Genomic DNA, 18,486 nt, shown 5'->3' with positions numbered 1-18,486 from the left:
GTGTGGTCACGCGGGGAAGTCCGCGAGCCAGTCGAATGTATCGCGACGAGTTGCCCGGTACTCCAGGCTGATCCAGCCCGCGTACTCGTGGTCGGCGAGAGTCCTGAGATATCGGGCGATGTCCAGGGTTCCGGTCCCGGGTTCCCCGCGTCCCGGCGCGTCGGCCACCTGCACGTGGCCGATGCGATCGGCGAAATCGTCGAGCACGGTGTCGAGATCGTCGCCGTTGGTGGCGAGGTGATAGAGATCGGCCAGAAGCATCACATTGTCGACCCCACACTCCCGCCGTACCCGATCGCAGACGGCCACGGCGTCGGCAGCGAGCGTCAGAGGATATGCGGGCACACCACTGATCGGCTCGACGAGGACATCGGCGCCGATCGCGGCTGCGGCACGTCCGGCGCGCGCGAGGTTCTCTATAGCCAGGTCATCTTGCGCCGACGCGGTGAGGCCGCTGATTCGGTTGCCGTAGAGGGCGTTGAAACCGACTGTGCCCAGACGTCTTCCGATGTCAACAGCCACCGCCACACTGTCCAGGAATTCGTTACTGGTGTGCGGATGTGACAACAGACCGCGGTCTCCGGCCGCGAGGTCGCCGCCTGCGAAGTTCAGGTGGGTGAGTCGAACCCCGGCGTTCTCGATCGCGGTGACGAGTGCGTCGACCTCGCGATCGGCGGGGACGGCGACGTCGAACGGCCACCAGAACTCGACTGCGCCGAAGCCGGCGTCGTAGGCAGCCTGTGGTCGGTGCAGGATCGATATCTCGGTGAGCAGGATCGAGCAGTTGACCGTCAGTCGTCGGGCATCCACCGCCAGCAAGCCTTCCCGGTCGTCACTTCTGTGATGGTGAGCGTAGCCAGCGTTACCCGTTGGGGTCTCGCAGCCCGTGTGATCGCGGGCAGAACCCAGCACATTCACCTGTCAATGCGCTCATATTGCTACGGTTTGCGCCGTACCGTTCTTGGGCATGAGACCTCGAGCGCTGCGTGCCAATTCCTTCCGATTGCTCGGCGCCGTCGCGGCGTTCGGGCTGATCGTCTCTGCCTGCTCGGACTCGGGTGACGAATCCTCGTCGGCGGACATCTCCGCTTCGTCGTCGCCATCGTCCGCCGCCGCGGCAGGGACCGTCAAACCCCTCGACCAGGCCGCGCTGCAGGCAGCCCTGGACGAAGGCGCCCAGGAGTTCCTGCTGCCGGGCGCGGTGGCGCTGCTGCGCACCCCTTCGGGCACGGTCACCGCGACCTACGGCACCACGGAGCGGGACGGTGGCACGCCGGTGTCCCTCGACGACCACGTCCGGATCGGCTCCAACACCAAGACGTGGACGGCGACCGTCACCCTCCAACTCGCGCAGGAGGGCAAGCTGGCGGTCACCGACCCCGTCTCCAAGTACCGCGCCGGTGTGCCCAACGGCGACAACATCACGATCGAGCAGCTGCTGAACATGCGCAGCGGCCTCTATAACTACAGCGAGACACCGCAGGTCAACGAGGCGCTCGACAATGATCCGCAGCGGGTGTGGACCCCGGACGAACTGCTGGCGATCGCTTTCGAGAACCAGCCGTACTTTCCGCCCGGCGAGGGTTATCACTACTCCAACACCAACTACGTGCTACTCGGACTGATCGCCGAGAAACTCGACGACAAGCCCCTCGCCGAGGTCTACCAGGACCGGATTTTCAAGCCGGCCGGACTCACCAGCACGGTGTTCCCCGAGCTGCCCGACACCTCGCTGCCCGATCCGTACTCGCACGGCTACTTCTACGGCACCAACATGCTCACCATCAATGATCCGGCGCTTCCCGAGGACATGCAGGCCGCCGCGAAGAACGGGTCGCTCGCGCCGGCCGACGTCACCAACAACAACCCGTCGTGGACGTGGGCGGCGGGCGGCGGCATCTCGACCGCAAATGACCTCGCCACGTGGGCCGAAGCCCTCGCCGACGGGAAGATGCTCGATCAGCAGATGCAGCAGCAGCGAATGGCCAGTATCCAATCGAGCGACCCATCGAACCCTTCGGCGGCCGGCTACGGCTGGGGGCTCGCGAAGATGGGCCCGATGTACGGGCACACCGGTGAGCTACCCGGCTACAACTCGTTCATGGGTTCGGACCCCGAGAACAAGGTCACGCTCGTCGTCTGGGCGAACCTCGCGCCCGGCGTCAATGGGCAGGACCCGGCCACGACCATCGCCCGGGGCATCATCGAGAAGATGTACGCCGGGTAGGAGTACTCGTAGGCTCGCCGCGATGGCCTGGCCTGTTGCTGAAAGTGGCTCCGTGGGGCAGCTCCGAGGGGATATCCCCTCGGAGCTGCCCCACGGAGCCACTTTCAGCAGGTGAGGGCTGCAGGGCATGTGGCGCTGGAAGAGTGAAATCCCTGCTGAACAGGGGTTTCGTGGTGCCCTCGGTGAGACTCGAACTCACACTGGACGGGTTTTGAATCCGTTGCCTCTGCCAATTGGGCTACGAGGGCCTGTGCAGGTCGCCATCGGCTGTGGCGGCTGCGACAGTCCACTCTAGATGATCGGCCGAGCGGCGGGCCAGCCGGTACTCTGCTCGCATCACAGTGTGACGGATCGTGCTGGTCGTGGCGGGGCCGCGGACGGGGCGGTTCGCTCGGAGGAGGGGATGATGACGGTGGTGGACAGCGTGACGGCTCAGGCCGGCGGGTCGACGACGACCCATCGCGTGCTGGTGGCCGAGGACGACTCGTTGATCCGGATGGACCTCATCGAGATGCTCCGCGAAGAGGGCTACGAGGTCGTGGGCGAGGCGCCCAACGGGCAGGTCGCGGTCGATCTGACCGAGCAGCTGACACCGGATCTGGTGATCATGGACGTGAAGATGCCTGTCCGCGACGGCATCGACGCCGCTATGGAGATCGCGCAGAAGAAGCTGGCGCCGGTCGTCATGCTGACCGCGTTCAGTCAACGTGAGTTCATCGAGAAGGCCCGCGACGCGGGCGCGATGGCCTATCTCGTGAAGCCGTTCACCAAGGCCGACCTGGTGCCGGCGATCGAGGTCGCGGTGAGTCGCTACAACGAACTCAGCGCGCTCGAGAAGGAGGTCGCGACGCTGTCCGACCGCCTCGAGACCCGCAAGCTCGTCGAGCGCGCCAAGGGCCTGCTGATGGAGAAGCAGTCACTCACCGAACCCGAGGCGTTCAAGTGGATCCAGCGTGCCGCGATGGATCGGCGCACGACGATGAAAGCCGTTGCGCAAGTGGTGGTCGAAACCTTGGGACCCACCCCCTGATCCACGAAAACGGACAGCTCGTTAATTCTGTGAAACGCTGCGGACGGGCTTCGTGCGTGTTTGTCGGCAACCGTCGCACGGGCCCCTGTTTGGGTCTATGTTTTCCCAAGGTCTGCTCGGTGGACCTTCCGGCGCTCGCGTCGGGATGGCTGAAACGAGAGGTATGTGAGTATGCATCGTCGTACGACGACCGCTGCTTTTGCCGTGGCGATGGCCGGGGTGTTGGCGGTCTCCGCGTGTAGCAGCAAATCGACGGATTCCGGCTCCGGGGCGAGCGAAGCCGCCGGCACAGGGCTGCAGATCACCGCCCTGGCCCAGATCGACACGCAGGGCAACAAGGTCGAGGCTTCCTCCGAGTCCGACGCGGCCAGCCCCGCCGGTGACGGCACTGCGAAGTGCGATCCGGCGACCATCGCGATGGCGGGTGCGCTGACGGGCGCGGACGCCGCACTCGGCATCAATATCAAGAACGGTGCACAGCTCGCCGTCGACGAGCACAACAATGCGAATCCGGACTGCCAGATCACGCTGAAGACCTTCGACACCGAGGGCGATCCGCAGAAGGCCACCCAGGTCGCCCCGCAGATCGTCAACGACAGCTCGATCATCGGCCTGATCGGACCCGCCTTCTCCGGTGAGACCAAAGCGACCGGCGGCATCTTCAACCAGGCCGGACTGGTGTCGACGACCGCATCGGCGACCAACCCGACCCTCACCGACAACGGGTGGAAGACCTTCTTCCGTGGCCTCGCCAACGACGACGTGCAGGGCCCGGCCCTGGCGAAGTACATCACCGGGACGATGGGCAAGAACAAAGTGTGCGTCATCAAGGACGACACCGACTACGGTATCGGCCTGGCCAACGCGATGACCGCGACCCTGGGTTCGGCCGCCGACGCCGGGTGTGCCGGAGACGTCAAGAAGGGTGAGCGTGATTTCTCGGCGGTCATCTCGAAGGTCACCGGCGCCAACCCCGACGCCGTCTTCTACTCCGGCTACTACGCCGAGGCGGCACCGCTGGCGCAGCAGCTGAAGTCCGCCGACCCCGACGTGACGTTCATCTCCGGTGACGGTTCCAACGATCCGCAGTTCACCGCACAGGCGGGTGACGCGGCCAAGGGTGCGTACCTGTCATGCCCGTGCGGCCCCGCGCCCAGCCAGTTCGACAAGGACTACACCGCGGCCTTCAACCAGGCCCCCGGTGTCTACTCGGTGGAGGCCTACGACCTGGCCACCATCCTCATGAAGGGCATCGCCGAGGGCAACACGACGCGGCCGGAACTGCTCCAGTATGTGAGCAGCTACTCGGGCGACGGCCTGGCGCGCCACTACCAGTGGACGCCGACCGGCGAGCTCACGTCATCGCTCATCTGGGTGTACGAGGTCGAATAGACCACCACGGCACGGTGCGTCCGGGCGTCCGCCCGGGCGCACCGTGCGCTCTGTGGGGTCTTTGACTTGGCGGCGGAAAGGTATGCATGATCGTGCACTCGTTGGCCGAGACGACGGCGGTGGCGGCGACCATCAACTTCGACCTCGGTTCGCTGCGATCGGGCTTCTGGGGCCTCACCATCGAGGGTCTCACCTATGGTTCGATCTATGCGCTCGTGGCGGTGGGCTACACCCTGGTCTACGGCGTGCTGCGGCTGATCAACTTCGCGCATTCCGAGGTGTTCATGCTCGGCATGTTCGGCCAGTACATCGGACTGCTGCTCCTCGGGTTCACCCCGTCGGGCAACACGTATTCCGAGGGTACGGTGATGACGATCATCTACCTGCTGCTGGCCGGGCTGTGCGGCATGGCCGTCTCCGGCAGCGCCGCCGTCGGACTGGAGTTCGTCGCCTACCGGCCACTGCGCAAACGCAACGCCAAACCGCTGGCCTTCCTGATCACCGCCATCGGCATGTCGTTCGTCCTGCAGGAGTTCGTGCACTACGTCTTGCCGAAACTGCCGGTCGACCCGCCGCTGGGTGGGTCGAGTGCGCAGCCCACGATTCGGCTCGTGCAGCCGGAAGTGGAGTTCTCCATCTTCGGGGCGCCGGTCTACAACCTGACGCTGATCATCATTCTCTCGGCGTTGGTGCTCGCGATGGGCACCGACTACATGATCAACAAAACCCGCCTCGGGCGCGGCATCCGCTCGGTGGCCCAGGATCCCGATGCGGCCCTGCTGATGGGTGTGTCGCGTGAGCGCGTGATCATGCTGACGTTCCTCATCGGCGGCCTCCTCGCCGGTGCCGCGGCATTGCTGTACACCCTGCGTGTCCCGACCAACATCGTCTACTACGGCGGATTCGTCCTGGGTATCAAGGCGTTCTCCGCGGCGGTGCTCGGCGGCATCGGCAACGTGCGTGGCGCGCTGCTGGGTGGGCTGCTGCTCGGTGTGATGGAAAACTACGGCTCGGTGGTGCTCGGCAACCAGTGGAAGGACGTCGTCGCATTCGTCTTGCTGATCCTGGTGTTGATGTTCCGTCCGACCGGCATCCTGGGTGAGAAACTGGGGAAGGCGAGGGTATGACCACAAACCGTCCTCCATCCGTCCGCGCCGAACTCGCCGAGATCGAATCCCGTGGTCTCGGCGACCGGCTGCGGACCTGGTGGAATGCCCTGCCGCGTGTCGTCCAGTGGCTGATCGGGATTCCGGCGATCATCCTGATCGCCCTCCTGCCGGTCATCAAACCCCCGCTGCTCACCACCACCGCCACCGACTTCGGCGTGGTGATGGCGACCTTCGCCATGACCGCGCTCATCGCCATCGGCCTCAACGTGGTCGTCGGACAGACCGGACTCCTCGACCTCGGCTACGTCGGCTTCTACGCGGTCGGCGCCTACGTGGTCGCCCTGATGACCAGTCCGGCCAGCCCGCTGTGGAACAGTCCCGACCACGGCATCTTCTCCGGGCCGTGGGCGTGGCTGGCGTGTGTGCCGCTCGCGATCGTGATCACCGGTATCACCGGCGTCATCCTCGGTACGCCGACGCTGCGCGTCCGCGGCGACTACCTCGCCATCGTGACGCTGGGTTTCGGTGAGATCGTGCGCTTGCTCGCGGACAACCTCACCGAGGTCACCAACGGCGCGGCCGGCCTGCAGGGTGTGCTCTACCCCGAGTTCGGCCGATCCGACCAACATCCCACGGGTGTGTTCTCCAACGCCAACAACTCGGGCACGTTCAGCTACGGCGTCTGGTGGTACTGGCTGGGCATCGCGCTGGTCATCATCGTGCTGGTGGTGATCGGCAACCTCGAACGCAGCCGCGTCGGACGCTCCTGGGTTGCCATCCGTGAGGACGAGGACGCCGCGGAGATCATGGGCGTACCGACCTTCAAATACAAACTGTGGGCGTTCGTGATCGGCGCCGGCATCGGCGGACTGTCCGGTGCGGTCTACGCGGGTCAGGTCCAGTACGTCGACCCGAAGGCCTTCACCGTCATCAACTCGATGCTGTTCCTGTGCGCGGTGGTCCTCGGCGGTCAGGGCAACAAGCTCGGGGTGATCGTCGGCGCCTTCGTCATCGTCTACATCCCCGCCCGCGTCCAGGGCGTCGAGATCGGCGGGCAGTCGTTGAGCGAGTTCAAATACCTGTTCTTCGGTCTGTCACTGGTGGTGCTGATGATCTTCCGGCCGCAGGGACTCTTCCCGGCGCGGGCTCGACTGGTCACCTTCGGACGGCAGGTCTATGCCGCGGTGCACCGGGTGGCGCCCCCGCCGACCACACAGCGGGAGGAGGCGAACACATGAGTGAACCCGAGGACCTCACACCCGACGCCGAACTCGCCGAGGCCGAAGCCGACCCGGAGGCGACCCGGATCGTCGATCCCGCCGCCGTCGCCGCCGACCTCGCCGACCCGGAAGCGGTCGCCGAAGTCGTTGCCCCGCACCGTGACATTGCCACCGGTGAAGGCGAGAAACTCCTCGAGGTGTCCGGGCTGAGCGTCGAGTTCGGCGGTCTCGCCGCACTCGACGACGTCACCTTCGACATCAAGCGCGGCGAGATCCTCGGCCTCATCGGTCCCAACGGTGCCGGAAAGACGACCTGCTTCAACGCGATCACCGGCGTGTACCGGCCCAGCGCCGGCACCGTCCGGTTCGACGGTGCCCCGCTGGGTAGGATCAAGCAGCACAAGATCACCCGGCTCGGCATTGCCCGAACCTTCCAGAACGTGCGCCTGTGGGGCGAGATGACCGCCCTGGAGAACGTCTGTGTCGGCACCGACGCGCGACACAAGACCTCGGTCTTCGGTGGCATCTTCCGCACGCCGCGTCACTACCGCGAGGAGCACGACGCCGTCGACCGCGGTATGGCGCTGTTGGAGTTCGTCGGGATCGCTCCGCGCGCCGCGGAGAAGGCCTCAAATCTGCCCTACGGTGATCAGCGCCGTCTGGAGATCGCGCGTGCCCTGGCCACCGAACCGAAGCTCTTGTGCCTCGACGAACCGGCCGCCGGGTTCAATCCCAGCGAGAAGACCGCCCTGATGGGCCTGATCCAGAAGATCCGCGAAGACGGCTACACCGTCCTGCTGATCGAACACGACATGCGCCTGGTGATGGGGGTGACCGACCGTATCGTCGTGCTGGAATTCGGTCGTAAGATTGCCGAGGGCACACCGAGCGAGATCCGCGACAACCCCGCGGTGATCGCCGCCTACCTGGGAGTTCCCGATGACGACACCGCCTGAGCCTGTCCTCGAACTGCGCGACGTGGTGATCCACTACGGGAGAATCCGTGCCCTGCACGGCATCTCCCTGCAGGTCGGCGCCGGTGAGCTGGTCACCTTGCTCGGCGCGAACGGTGCAGGCAAGTCGACGACGATGCGCGGCATCTCCGGTCTCAACCGCCTCACCGAAGGGGAGATCCGGTTCAACGGTGAGGTCATCTCCGGGTTGGCGCCGCACGAGCGGGTCAAGCGCGGCATCATCCAGGTGCCCGAGGGGCGTCGGATCTTCCCCGGCATGACGGTGCTGGAGAACCTCGACATGGGCTGCTACGGAAGGAAATTCGAGTCCAAGAGCTCTTACGACGAGGCGCTCGATCGCGTCTTCGACCTATTCCCACGGCTCGCCGAACGTCGCAAACAATACGGCGGCACCATGTCCGGCGGCGAACAGCAGATGCTCGCGATCGGTCGGGGCCTCATGGCGCGCCCGAAACTCCTGCTCCTCGACGAGCCGTCGATGGGCCTGGCGCCCATGGTGATCCAGCAGATCTTCCGGATCATCGCGCAGATCAACGCCGACGGGACCACAATCCTGCTCGTCGAGCAGAACGCGCAGCAGGCGCTCAGCCGCTCCGACCGCGGCTACATCCTGGAGACCGGCACGATCACCAAGGAGGGCTCCGGCAAGGATCTGCTGGTCGACGACGCCGTCCGAGAGGCGTACCTCGGCGTCGCCTGACTCGGTATCCTCGGCGCCATGCCCACCACCACGGTGACATCGAGTCGCGACCTCGACCTGGTGAGCTCGCTGCTCGCGCGGGCATTCGCCGACGACCCGGTGCTGCGCTGGATGCAGCCCGATCGCGGTCGGGACAAGCAGATCTTCGACGTCCTCATCCGGTGGGTGCACGGCGCGGACGCGGTCATCGACCTCGCCGAACACGACGCCGAACCGATGGGCGCGGCGGTCTGGGACCCGCCCGGCGCCCGGATGTCGGCGTTGCAGCAGATCGGGTCGGTGCAGGGTTTCCTCCGGGCCTGCCGCGGCCGTATCCGGCGAGGTGTGCTCCTCGAGCAGGAGTTCGCCAAGCGTCGGCCCCGCGAACCGCACTGGTATCTCGGTCAGGTTGGTGCGGCCGTGCAAGGCCGTGGTGTCGGCACGGCACTGTTGACCACGGGGATCGAGCGCGTCGACGGCCCCGCCTACCTGGAGAGTTCCAACGAGGCGAACGTGCCGCTCTACGAGCGGTTCGGATTCGAGGTGCGTGAGGCCGTCACCCTGCCGCTGGACGGGCCGACCGTCTGGACGATGTACCGACGGGGCTGACCGGGGCCTCGGCCTCGGGTCTCCACCGCACACCCTCCGGCGCTGTCGGGCCGGATAACTAGACTCGCTGGGGTGAGTCCCGCGAAGAGTTCGACCGCCCCCGCCACGAGGTCCTCCGGCCCGGCCGGCCGCCCGCGTCTGATGCTGCTCGACGGACATTCGCTCGCCTATCGGGCGTTCTTCGCGTTGCCCGCGGAGAACTTCAAGACGGCCACCGGGCAGACCACCAACGCGGTCTACGGCTTCACCTCGATGCTGATCAACCTGCTCCGCGACGAGGAACCCACCCACATCGCCGCCGCCTTCGACGTCTCGCGCAAGACGTTTCGTTCCGAGATGTTTCCGGAGTACAAGGCGCAGCGGTCGAAGTCGCCCGACGAGTTCAACGGCCAGGTCGATCTCACCAAGGAGGTGCTCGACGCGCTCGGCATCCCCGTGCTGGCGATCGAGGGATACGAGGCCGACGACATCATCGCGACCCTGGCCACCCAGGCCGATGCGGAGGGCTACCAGGTGCTGGTCGTCACCGGCGACCGGGATTCGCTGCAGCTCGTCAACGATTCGGTGACCGTGCTCTATCCGCGCAAAGGGGTCTCCGACCTGACCCGGTTCACGCCCGAGGAGGTCGAGAAGAAATACGGCCTGACCCCGGCGCAGTACCCGGATTACGCGGCGCTACGCGGCGACCCGAGCGACAACCTGCCCGGCATCCCCGGGGTGGGGGAGAAGACGGCGTCGAAGTGGATCCGCGAATACGGCTCGCTGGCCTCGCTGGTCGACCACGTGGACGAGGTGAAGGGCAAGGTCGGCGACGCGTTGCGGGCCCACCTGGCGTCGGTGCAGACCAACCGCCGGCTCACCGAGCTGGTCCGCGACATGCAGCTACCGGCGACACCCGACGATCTGGCGATGGTCGGCTGGGACCGGGACCGCATCCACCAGCTTTTCGACGACCTCGAGTTCCGCGTCCTGCGCGACAGGTTGTTCTCGACGTTGAGTTCCGTTGAGCCCGAGGCGGAATCCGGTTTCGACCTGAACGGCACCGTGCTGGCCCCGGGGCAGGTGCGGGCCTGGCTCGCCGAGCACACCGCTACCGGCCGCAGCGGGGTGGCGGTCACCTCGCCGCACCGCGTCGTCGGCGGCGACGCCACCGGCATCGCGATCGCGGCCGCCGACGACACCGCCGCCTTCGTCGACGTCCCCGGGATCGACGCCGACGACGAGCAGGCGCTCGGCGACTGGCTCGCCGACACCGACCGGCCGAAGGCGCTGCACGAGGCGAAGTGGGCCATCCACGGGCTGCGGGCACGCGGGTGGACGTTGGGCGGTGTCACCAGCGACACGTCGCTGGCCGCCTACCTTGTCCGTCCCGGCCAGCGGACCTTCAACCTCGACGACCTCGCGCTGCGCTACCTGCGGCGTGAGCTCCGCGACGACTCCGCGCCCGAGGGCGGTCAGATGTCGTTGCTCGACGACGACGCCACCGACGCGCGCGCCGCCGAGCAGCAGATGCTCGAGGCCCGCGCGGTCGCCGAACTCGCCGACGTCCTCGACACCGAACTCGACCGCATCGACTCCAAACCGCTGCTGACCGAGATGGAGTTGCCGCTCACGTTCGTCCTCGCCGAATTGGAGGCAGCCGGCATCGCCGTCGACGTCGGCCACTTCGCCGAACTCGAAGCCGATTTCGCCCAGCGCATCCGGACGGCCGCCGACTCCGCCTACGAGGTGATCGGCGAACAGATCAACCTCGGCTCACCGAAGCAGTTGCAGACGGTGCTCTTCGACAAGCTCGACATGCCGAAGACCAAAAAGACCAAGACCGGCTACACCACCGACGCCGACGCGCTGCAGAGCCTGTACGAGAAGACCGAACACCCGTTCCTCGCGTACCTGCTCGAGCACCGCGACGCGACCCGGCTGAAGGTGACCGTGGACGGGCTGCTCAAGTCGGTCGCCGACGACGGTCGCGTCCACACCACCTTCAACCAGACCATCGCCGCGACCGGCCGGCTCTCGTCGACCGAACCGAACCTGCAGAACATCCCGGTGCGCACCCCGGCGGGACGACAGATCCGGCACGGATTCGTCGTCGGAGTTGGCTATGACTGTCTGATGACGGTGGACTACAGCCAGATCGAGATGCGCATCATGGCGCACCTGTCCGAGGACGCCGGGCTCATCGAGGCGTTCAACACCGGCGAGGACCTGCACAACTTCGTCGGGTCGCGGGCCTTCGGTGTTCCGATCGACGAGGTCACCCCGGAGATGCGGCACCGCGTCAAGGCCATGTCCTACGGCCTGGCATACGGGCTGAGCGCCTTCGGTCTCGCCGCCCAGCTCAAGATCAGCCGCGACGAGGCCAAGGAACAGATGGAGGCCTACTTCGCGCGGTTCGGGGGCGTCCGCGACTACCTGCATCACGTCGTCGACGAGGCCCGGCGCAACGAGTACACGGCGACGCTGTTCGGCCGCCGGCGCTACCTGCCCGACCTCAACAGCGACAACTGGCAGCGGCGGCAGTCCGCCGAGCGGATGGCGCTCAACGCCCCGATCCAGGGCACCGCCGCCGACATCATCAAGGTCGCGATGATCAACGTGCAGAAACGTCTTGTCGCAGAACAGTTGCGGTCGCGGATGTTGCTGCAGGTCCACGACGAGCTGGTCCTCGAGGTGGCCACCGGTGAGCGTGAGGCCACCGAAGCCGTGGTGCGGGAGGAGATGGGCAACGCCATCACCCTGTCCGTGCCGCTGGAGGTCTCGGTCGGGTTCGGGCGTTCCTGGGACGACGCCGCACACTGACACATCCCGGACCCGACCCGGTTAATCTCTCGTAACTACCCGGTGGATCGGCTTGCCAGCCAGTAAGTTCGAGACAGCGCGCCGACGAGCAGTGGCAGGCGTGCCCGCGATCATGTGCATGCATGTTCCGAAGTCGACGGATGGGGTCTGTGATGCGTTATCTGCGATCGTCTCGGCTGGGTGGGCCGCTGTTGGCGCTCATCGCGGTCCTGGCACTCGCCTTGGCCGGCTGCAGCAACGACGAGTCCGGATCGTCGGGTCCGACGTCCTCGACGGCGAAGGTCGAGGTCTCGAAGGTCGACGAGATCGCCGCGCTTCTACCCCCCGACATCGCACAATCCGGCAAGCTCGTCATCGGTGTGAACGTGCCCTACCAGCCGAACGAATACAGGGATGCGAGCGGCAAGATCGTCGGCTTCGACGTCGATCTGATGGACGCCGTCACCGGTGTGCTCGGGCTGACCCCTGAGTACAGGGAAGCCGACTTCGACAAGATCATTCCCGCCATCCAGCAGGGCACCTTCAACGTCGGCATGTCGTCGTTCACCGACAACAAGGAGCGCGAGAAGCAGGTCGACTTCGTCACGTACTTCAGCGCCGGTGTCCAATGGGCCCAGCAGGCGGGCGGCAGCATCGACCCCAACAACGCCTGCGGCAAGCGGGTTGCAGTGCAGTCGACGACCTACGAGGACACCGAAGAGATCCCGGCCAAGAGCAAGGCCTGCACAGATGCGGGCAAGCCGGCGATCGAGAAACTCAAGTTCGAGTCCCAGGACGAGGCGACCAACGCGCTCGTCCTCGGCAAGGTCGACGCCATGTCGGCGGACTCTCCGGTCACGGCATACGCGATCAAGCGGTCCAACGGGGCACTCGAGCCGGCCGGCCCCATCGCTGATTCGGCACCGTACGGTTATCCGATCGTCAAGGGCTCCGAGTTGGGGCCGGCACTGCAGAAGGCCGTGCAGTACCTGATCGACAATGGTCAGTACCAGCAGATCGCCGAGAACTGGGGTGTCGAGGCCGGCACCATCCCGACCTCGGTGATCAATGGCGCGGTCAGCTGAGGCGAGACGTGACGGCACCCTCAACCGGACCCATCGGCCTCGACCCCGACGAACCCGCCCCCATCAAGGCGGTTCCGCTCCGGCATCCGGGGCAGTGGATCTCGGCAGCCATCGTCCTGATCCTCGTCGCCCTGTTCGTCTACGGTGCGGCCACCAACCCCGCCTACGCGTGGGACACCTACGCGCAGTACCTGTTCGACACCCGGATCCTCTCCGGTGTCTCGTACACGCTGGCGCTCACCGTCCTCTCGATGCTCATCGCGATCGTGCTCGGCATCGTGCTGGCGGTGATGCGGCTCTCATCCAACCGGGTGCTGCGCTACACCGCGTGGGTCTACCTGTGGATCTTCCGCGGCACACCGGTGTACGTGCAACTGGTGTTCTGGGGACTGTTCCCGTCGATCTACAAGCAGATCGACCTGGGCATCCCGTTCGTCGTGCAGTTCGCCCATTTCAACATCCAGGCATGGAACGCGGCATTTCTGTTTGCGATGATCGGACTGGCCCTCAATGAGGCCGCGTACATGGCCGAAATCGTGCGTGCGGGTGTGTCGTCGGTGGGTGAGGGACAGACCGAGGCCTCTGTAGCGCTGGGCATGTCGTGGTGGCAGACGATGCGACGCACGGTGCTGCCGCAGGCGATGCGGGTCATCATCCCGCCCACGGGCAACGAGATCATCAGTATGCTCAAGACGACCAGCCTGGTGGTCGCCGTGCCGTTCAGTCTGGAGCTCTACGGTCGTGCCCGCGACATCTCGGGCGTCAACTTCCAACCGATCCCGCTGCTGATCGTGGCGTCGACCTGGTACCTCATCGTGACGAGTGTGCTCATGGTCGGCCAGTACTACCTCGAGCGGTACTACTCGAAAGGTGCGAGTCGGCAGTTGACCGCCCGTCAGTTGAAGGCGCAGGCCGCGGCAAAGGAAACAGAGTCCACGATCGTCGAGGGGGAGAGCGATGAGCGACGCTGACACCCCGATGGTCCTCGCGGACAAGGTCTGCAAGAGTTTTGGATCGCTCGAGGTGCTGAAGGGCATCACGCTCGAGGTCGGCCGCGGTGAGGTGGCCTGTCTCATCGGCCCGTCCGGATCGGGGAAGTCGACGTTCCTGCGGTGCGTCAACCACCTCGAGGTGGTCAACGCCGGGCGGCTCTACGTCGACGGTGACCTGATCGGCTATCGCGAAAAGGGCGACAAGCTCTACGAGATGAGCCCGAAGGACGCCGCGAAGCAGCGCCGCGACATCGGCATGGTGTTCCAGCACTTCAACCTGTTCCCGCATCGGACCGCCCTGGGGAATGTCATCGAGGCGCCCATCCAGGTCAAGAAGCAGAACAAGCGCGAGGCCACCCAACGGGCCCGCAGTCTGCTCGACCGGGTGGGGTTGGCCGACAAGGCCGACACCTACCCGGCGCAGTTGTCGGGTGGGCAGCAGCAGCGCGTGGCGATCGCCAGGGCACTGGCGATGGAACCGAAGCTGATGCTGTTCGACGAACCGACCTCGGCCCTCGACCCCGAACTCGTCGGCGAGGTGCTGAACGTGATGCGGGAACTCGCCGCGAGCGGCATGACGATGCTGGTCGTCACCCACGAGATGGGGTTCGCCCGCGAGGTCGCCGACCAGTTGGTCTTCATGGACGGTGGCGTGGTCGTCGAGAAGGGCGATCCCCGCGAGGTGCTGGCCAACCCGCAGCACGAACGGACCCAGTCGTTCTTGTCGAAGCTGCTCTGAACCCGCGACCGACTCCGCTGGGGCCGTCAGGGCTTATGGCAGCAGAAAATGGCGGTGCCCGGAAAGAACTGGCCACGTAGCGGGCTCCACTGTCCCCAGATCTGGTCGAAACCCTCGGGCCATTCGGGTTCGACGATGTCGTCGAGGATCATTCCCGCCGAACGGATTTCCCGGACACGGTCGCCGATAGTGCGGTGATGCTCGACGTAGGTGACCTCACCGTCGTCGTCGATCTCGGTGTAGGGCGTCCGGTTGAAGTACGGGATCGCGACGGTGAGGCCGTCGGGACCCGGGTCGTCGGGGAACATCCAGCGCATGGGGTGGTTGACCGCGAAGACCCACCGGCCCCCGGGGCGCAGCACACGGGCCACCTCGGCCATCACCCGAGCCGTGTCCGCGACGAAGGGGACCGCACCGAACGCCGAGCACGCCGCGTCGAAGGATTCGTCGGCGAACGGCAACGACTCCGCGGTGGCCTGCACCAGCGGGGTCGGTGTGTCGTCATCGGCCATCGCGGCGAGCCCGATGCCGAGCATGCGCCGCGACAGGTCGATGCCGACCGCCCGCGCACCGTGGGCGGTGAGCCAGCGCGCGCAGGGTGCCGAGCCGCAGCCGATCTCGAGTATGTCGCGGCCGTCGACAGGTCCGAGCAGATGCGCTTCCTCCTCCCGGACGCCCTCAGGGCACCACACGAAATCGCCGCCGGCCACGTAGGTGCCGAGGAACTCGCCGTGCTCGGCGTGATAGTTGTCCGCATCGTGGTCCCACCACCAACGATTGGCCCGCTCGCTCGTCGCGGAATCGGCGTCGGGAAGCAGGCGCGGGGGCCGCACCTGCGCTACCCCGGGGTCGCACTCGTCCTCACTGATCGCCACCCTGCGATGATAGAATGCCGCGTGGTCAGCCTTCTGCTTCTGGGCCCGGTCGACGTACCCGGGCGAACAGGTGGTGATCTCGGCCAGTTCGGCAGCCCGCGACTCCGATGTCTGCTCGCGGCCCTCGCATCTCGCGCTAATACGGTGGCCGACGTCGACTGGCTCGCCGACATCCTGTGGCCCGATCATCCACCCGCCGCCCCCGATGCCGCACTGCAGAACCTGATCTTCCGTCTGCGCGGACAACTCCGCGACCGCGGCGTGTCCGATGCGCTGCGTGTGGTCACCGCCGCGCCTGGCTATTCACTCGTGGTCGACCGGTCGGACGTGGACTCGCTGCTCTTCATGGACCGCTGCCATAATGCCGAGGCGCTCGTCGCGACGGACCCGGCGGCTGCGGTCGAGACCGTCGATGCAGCCGAATCACTCTGGCAGGGAAGGGCATACGGCGAGTTCTCAGACCAGCCATGGGTGCGATCGGAGGTGGAGGCGCTCGGCCAGATGCGCGTGCATACGGCCGAAGTCGCCGCCGAGGCGCAGCTGCGCACCGGGCATGCCGCCGAGGCAGCCACGCGCCTGGCGGCCATCGCCGACGAACACCCATACCGCGAGAGCCTGCACCTATTACTCATGCAGGCGCTGTGGCGAGCCGACCGGGCTGCGGATGCACTCGAGGTCTACCGCACACTACGGCAACGACTCTCGGTCGACCTCGGCACCGAACCGGCGCAGCGAGTCCAGGATCTCCACACGAGAATCCTCTCCGGGGCGCCGTCGCGGTCGGTGGCACAAGCGACACCGGCAGGAGCTGAGGAGGTGACGGGCTCGATCATCGGACGAACCGATGATTTAGCCGAACTCGAACAACGCCTTGGTGATTCGGGGATGGTGACCGTGGTCGGACCGGGTGGCGTGGGAAAGACCGCCCTGGTGCGGCGGTTTGTCCGCGATCGCGACAACGTCTGGTTCACCGAACTGTCCGCGGTCTCGACCCCCGACGCGGTGGTGCACAGCGTGGTGTCCGCGACCGGGGTGACGGTGCGGCGCGATCTGGATGTCCTCGACGCCCTGACCGAATCTCTCGTACCCCGAACGGGTTTGCTGGTTCTCGACAACTGCGAGCACGTCGCGGACACGGCCGCCGAACTCGCGCGGACGGTGCGCGGTCGCTGCCGCGGCGTCACGATCCTCGCGACATCACGTGTGGCACTGGGTATTGACGGCGAACAGGTGTCGGTTCTCGAACCGCTGGACACTCCGTCACCTGGGGCGTCCGCGTCCTCGATCGCGGAATCGCCGTCGGTCCAACTGTTCTGTGCCCGTGCCCACGCCCGCGACCGGCGTTTCGCGCTGACCGACGAGAATGCGTCTGCCGTCGCCGAGATCTGTCGTCGGCTCGACGGACTGCCACTGGGCCTGGAACTCGCGGCGACCAAGGCGCGGGCCATCCCGCCCGAGGTGCTGGTGCAACGACTCCAGTGGCGGTTCCGAATCCTGCGGGGCGCCCGCGCCACGGCGCCGAGGCACCGAAGTCTGCATGCGCTCGTCGACTGGTCCTACGGGCTTCTCAGCGAGGCCTCCCGGAGGCTGTTCGACACGCTCGCCGTGTTCCCGTCACGCTTCGACCTCGACGACGCCGAGGAACTGGCCGAGTCGACCGGTGCCCTGGCGCGGCCCGATGTCGCCGACGCAGTCGCCGAACTGGTCGACACGTCGATGCTGGCGGTCGAATCCGGCGGCTATCACATGCTGGAGACCCTGCGCGCGTTCGGGATTCGACAACTCGAGGACAGCGAGCACCTCGAGGCGGTGCGTGCCGCGCACGCGGCGTGGGTGGCGGACTGGCTGGCGCCGCTCGGCCGCGATCTGTTCGGTCCGGGACATGTCGCCGCGGCGGCCCGGGTGACCACCCGCCTCGACGACATCCGAGCCGCGATCGAATGTGTCACGGACCGGGATCCGCAGGTGGCGAGCAGACTTCTCGAAGGGGTGATCCCCTACCTCGAGCTCAGCATGAGTACAGAGGTGACCGGGTGGGCTCGCCGGGTGATCGCGAGGTTGCCCTCGCCCGATGAGCACGGTGACGGCGCGGCGGCCTGGGCGGTCGCCGCGGGTGGCGCACGGTTCGACGGTGACCTGTCCGCCGCGGAGCGATATGCCCGTACGGGGCTCGCATCGCAGCCGGCACCCGCCGTCGAGGCGTATCTGCTGATGATGCTCGAGGAGGTCGCGCTGTTTCAGGGTGACGCCGACACCGCTCTGCTGCGCGCGCACGCCGTCCAGGACACCGCCGTGGCCGCGCAGATGGCGGGTGTCGCCCACATGGCCGCCGCGACCACGGTACTCATCCGGGTCTACCAGGGACAGGCGTCCGGAGATGGCGGGTGCTCCGGTGACCACTGCACCGTCGCGATCGAACTCGCGGCGACCTGCGACTCGTCGGGTGAGGACGTCGTCGCGGCCTGGTGTCGCTACGTGGCCGGCGAGTGCATCCTCGACTCCGATCCGGTCCGTGCGGCGACGCTGCTCGACTCGTCGATCGCCGAGGCCAAGCGCAACGGCGACCGGTATCTGCTCGGCGTTGCGATGGTGTCACGCGCCTCCATCGAGGCACGGCACGGCAGCCCGGAGATGGCGGCGGAGCTGTTCGTCGACGTCGTGGGTCACTGGCGCGACGCGGGCAACTGGACCCATCAGTGGGTCTCGTTGCGGACGGTCGTCGACATCCTGGCGCGCCTCGACCGGTTCGAGCCGGCGGCGCTGCTGCTAGATGA

General features: G+C 66.5%; 15 protein-coding genes and 1 tRNA gene. 13 read left to right on the top strand and 3 right to left on the bottom strand.

Going from position 1 to position 18,486, the window contains the following annotated elements; translation table 11 throughout:
* Positions 1 to 6: 6 nt before the first annotated feature.
* A complete protein-coding gene (locus GORHZ_RS20080; protein WP_040532644.1) occupies positions 7 to 810 on the bottom strand; it encodes a hydroxypyruvate isomerase family protein in 804 nt (267 codons plus the stop codon).
* Positions 811 to 967: 157 nt separating this feature from the next.
* Between GORHZ_RS20080 and GORHZ_RS20075 the strand changes: the two genes are divergently transcribed.
* Positions 968 to 2,227 carry a serine hydrolase domain-containing protein gene (locus GORHZ_RS20075; protein ID WP_051999007.1) on the top strand — a complete coding sequence of 420 codons (1,260 nt, stop codon included), beginning with the start codon at positions 968 to 970 and terminating at the stop codon, positions 2,225 to 2,227.
* A gap of 171 nt (positions 2,228 to 2,398) precedes the next feature.
* Here the strand turns inward: GORHZ_RS20075 and GORHZ_RS20070 are convergent.
* Positions 2,399 to 2,475 (bottom strand) — tRNA-Leu (locus GORHZ_RS20070).
* Positions 2,476 to 2,630: 155 nt separating this feature from the next.
* Here GORHZ_RS20070 and GORHZ_RS20065 point away from each other — a divergent pair.
* From GORHZ_RS20065 to GORHZ_RS20015, 11 genes are all read left to right on the top strand, one after another.
* On the top strand, positions 2,631 to 3,257 hold the full coding sequence (locus GORHZ_RS20065) for an ANTAR domain-containing response regulator (protein ID WP_040532662.1): 627 nt from the start codon (positions 2,631 to 2,633) through the stop codon (positions 3,255 to 3,257).
* 171 nt (positions 3,258 to 3,428) lie between these two features.
* Complete coding sequence (locus GORHZ_RS20060) at positions 3,429 to 4,649, top strand: branched-chain amino acid ABC transporter substrate-binding protein (protein WP_040532642.1); 1,221 nt, start codon at positions 3,429 to 3,431, stop codon at positions 4,647 to 4,649.
* An 86-nt stretch (positions 4,650 to 4,735) separates the two neighbouring features.
* Positions 4,736 to 5,776 carry a branched-chain amino acid ABC transporter permease gene (locus tag GORHZ_RS20055; RefSeq protein ID WP_006336209.1) on the top strand — a complete coding sequence of 347 codons (1,041 nt, stop codon included), beginning with the start codon at positions 4,736 to 4,738 and terminating at the stop codon, positions 5,774 to 5,776.
* The gene (locus GORHZ_RS20050) at positions 5,773 to 6,996 is read left to right on the top strand and encodes a branched-chain amino acid ABC transporter permease (RefSeq protein ID WP_006336208.1); all 1,224 of its coding nucleotides are present in this window, start codon (positions 5,773 to 5,775) and stop codon (positions 6,994 to 6,996) included. The genes GORHZ_RS20055 and GORHZ_RS20050 overlap by 4 nt, the downstream gene beginning before the upstream one ends.
* Positions 6,993 to 7,934 carry an ABC transporter ATP-binding protein gene (locus GORHZ_RS20045; protein ID WP_006336207.1) on the top strand — a complete coding sequence of 314 codons (942 nt, stop codon included), beginning with the start codon at positions 6,993 to 6,995 and terminating at the stop codon, positions 7,932 to 7,934. The genes GORHZ_RS20050 and GORHZ_RS20045 overlap by 4 nt, the downstream gene beginning before the upstream one ends.
* Positions 7,918 to 8,652: an ABC transporter ATP-binding protein gene (locus GORHZ_RS20040; RefSeq protein ID WP_006336206.1), complete on the top strand. Its 735-nt coding sequence runs from the start codon at positions 7,918 to 7,920 to the stop codon at positions 8,650 to 8,652. The genes GORHZ_RS20045 and GORHZ_RS20040 overlap by 17 nt, the downstream gene beginning before the upstream one ends.
* An 18-nt stretch (positions 8,653 to 8,670) precedes the next feature.
* Entirely contained in the window at positions 8,671 to 9,240 is a 570-nt protein-coding gene (locus GORHZ_RS20035) for a GNAT family N-acetyltransferase (RefSeq protein ID WP_006336205.1), read from the top strand.
* A 72-nt stretch (positions 9,241 to 9,312) separates the two neighbouring features.
* Complete coding sequence (gene polA / locus GORHZ_RS20030) at positions 9,313 to 12,042, top strand: DNA polymerase I (protein WP_040532640.1); 2,730 nt, start codon at positions 9,313 to 9,315, stop codon at positions 12,040 to 12,042.
* Between the two features lie 152 nt (positions 12,043 to 12,194).
* Positions 12,195 to 13,106 carry an ABC transporter substrate-binding protein gene (locus GORHZ_RS20025; protein ID WP_006336203.1) on the top strand — a complete coding sequence of 304 codons (912 nt, stop codon included), beginning with the start codon at positions 12,195 to 12,197 and terminating at the stop codon, positions 13,104 to 13,106.
* A gap of 8 nt (positions 13,107 to 13,114) precedes the next feature.
* Positions 13,115 to 14,077 (top strand): amino acid ABC transporter permease, encoded by a 963-nt coding sequence (locus tag GORHZ_RS20020; RefSeq protein WP_006336201.1) that lies wholly within the window; start codon positions 13,115 to 13,117, stop codon positions 14,075 to 14,077.
* Positions 14,064 to 14,837 carry an amino acid ABC transporter ATP-binding protein gene (locus GORHZ_RS20015; RefSeq protein ID WP_006336199.1) on the top strand — a complete coding sequence of 258 codons (774 nt, stop codon included), beginning with the start codon at positions 14,064 to 14,066 and terminating at the stop codon, positions 14,835 to 14,837. The genes GORHZ_RS20020 and GORHZ_RS20015 overlap by 14 nt, the downstream gene beginning before the upstream one ends.
* 26 nt (positions 14,838 to 14,863) lie before the next feature.
* On the opposite strand, the gene GORHZ_RS20010 is transcribed toward GORHZ_RS20015, so the two are convergent.
* Positions 14,864 to 15,712, bottom strand: coding sequence for a class I SAM-dependent methyltransferase (locus tag GORHZ_RS20010; protein ID WP_245551476.1), 849 nt, complete (start codon positions 15,710 to 15,712; stop codon positions 14,864 to 14,866).
* Between the two features lie 21 nt (positions 15,713 to 15,733).
* Here GORHZ_RS20010 and GORHZ_RS20005 point away from each other — a divergent pair.
* A partial coding sequence (locus GORHZ_RS20005) for an AfsR/SARP family transcriptional regulator (RefSeq protein WP_040532639.1) occupies positions 15,734 to 18,486 on the top strand: 2,753 nt, incomplete at its 3' end.

This window comes from Gordonia rhizosphera NBRC 16068 (assembly GCF_000298195.1).
Classification (GTDB): Bacteria; Actinomycetota; Actinomycetes; order Mycobacteriales; family Mycobacteriaceae; genus Gordonia; species Gordonia rhizosphera.
This window is presented reverse-complemented; position numbering and strand designations above follow the sequence as displayed.

Coding starts and splice junctions, on each gene's coding strand:
- GORHZ_RS20075 (WP_051999007.1), top strand. CDS start 968: ATGAGACCTCGAGCGCTGCGTGCCAATTCCTTCCGATTGCTCGGCGCC.
- GORHZ_RS20065 (WP_040532662.1), top strand. CDS start 2,631: ATGATGACGGTGGTGGACAGCGTGACGGCTCAGGCCGGCGGGTCGACG.
- GORHZ_RS20060 (WP_040532642.1), top strand. CDS start 3,429: ATGCATCGTCGTACGACGACCGCTGCTTTTGCCGTGGCGATGGCCGGG.
- GORHZ_RS20055 (WP_006336209.1), top strand. CDS start 4,736: ATGATCGTGCACTCGTTGGCCGAGACGACGGCGGTGGCGGCGACCATC.
- GORHZ_RS20050 (WP_006336208.1), top strand. CDS start 5,773: ATGACCACAAACCGTCCTCCATCCGTCCGCGCCGAACTCGCCGAGATC.
- GORHZ_RS20045 (WP_006336207.1), top strand. CDS start 6,993: ATGAGTGAACCCGAGGACCTCACACCCGACGCCGAACTCGCCGAGGCC.
- GORHZ_RS20040 (WP_006336206.1), top strand. CDS start 7,918: ATGACGACACCGCCTGAGCCTGTCCTCGAACTGCGCGACGTGGTGATC.
- GORHZ_RS20035 (WP_006336205.1), top strand. CDS start 8,671: ATGCCCACCACCACGGTGACATCGAGTCGCGACCTCGACCTGGTGAGC.
- GORHZ_RS20025 (WP_006336203.1), top strand. CDS start 12,195: ATGCGTTATCTGCGATCGTCTCGGCTGGGTGGGCCGCTGTTGGCGCTC.
- GORHZ_RS20015 (WP_006336199.1), top strand. CDS start 14,064: ATGAGCGACGCTGACACCCCGATGGTCCTCGCGGACAAGGTCTGCAAG.